Annotated in this window: 1 protein-coding gene; it reads right to left on the bottom strand. The window is 44.5% G+C overall.

Annotated elements, in window-relative coordinates:
* Positions 1-429: nuclear transport factor 2 family protein (locus ACLD7X_RS17400; protein WP_411424949.1), on the bottom strand; the 429-nt coding region annotated here is incomplete at its 3' end.
* Positions 430-784 lie beyond the last annotated feature (355 nt).

Here is a 784-nt window from a genome sequence, read left to right as displayed (position 1 = left end):
GTACGACAAAGACGCTATTTTCCAACCGGAATCGGTCCTGATAAGGTTAAACACATCGACCCCGCAGTGGGAGAACACATCATTCACCCACAAATTATACGGTGCCCATACTACTGCCATCCTACCGTGGACGTGTACTTCCACGCCGGTGTCTTTCATTCGTTCTTTAATAACGGTACCCGGGCGAAACTTGTCTGAAAATGGTGATCGACTGCCTAGTACCGGTTGGCCGTTTGTTTCCCGGACGGTGTAGACCATCGCCTTGGGTAAAAATAAGCCGTAAAATGCAGTGGTGTCTGCTTTCTCCAATGCCTCGAAGAAGTCTTCGGCAACTTTTAGAGCCTCTTTTTCCTGATTTTGGGCGCAGGAAGGGGAGGGAGAGAGAAAGCACATTGCCACAACCGTTGCAACCAGGTAGATGAGTTTCATAGGAAAGACTTGTAGAGTGTTGGTTTATGTATCCTTTTAAAGAAAAGGAGCAACGTACCTTTCTTTACCGGGAAGGATGTTGTAAGTATGTGGAAGTATTTGCAATTTCTACAATTGTCTCTTCCCCATCCGACTGGAAATACCTGCCACCAGGATAATCAAAACAACAAGTAAGGTTGTTTTCATCGATTTAATTTTAGCGGTTATATTCTTTGTATTTCTTAATCCCGTCGTTTGTGATAGCTCCCAGCATGCTCAACCAAAAGATCAGCTCGAAGGGCTCGCTAATATCAAAAAACCACCACAGTACTCCACTAACTGTCCCTAGCAAAGCGAATACTATACTAATCATATG

Origin of the sequence: Aphanothece microscopica RSMan92, assembly GCF_046613545.2 — a bacterium.
Classification (GTDB): domain Bacteria; phylum Cyanobacteriota; class Cyanobacteriia; order PCC-6307; family Cyanobiaceae; genus NIES-981.
Note: the sequence above shows the minus strand (reverse complement) of the source record. Positions and strands in the feature narration are given on the sequence as shown.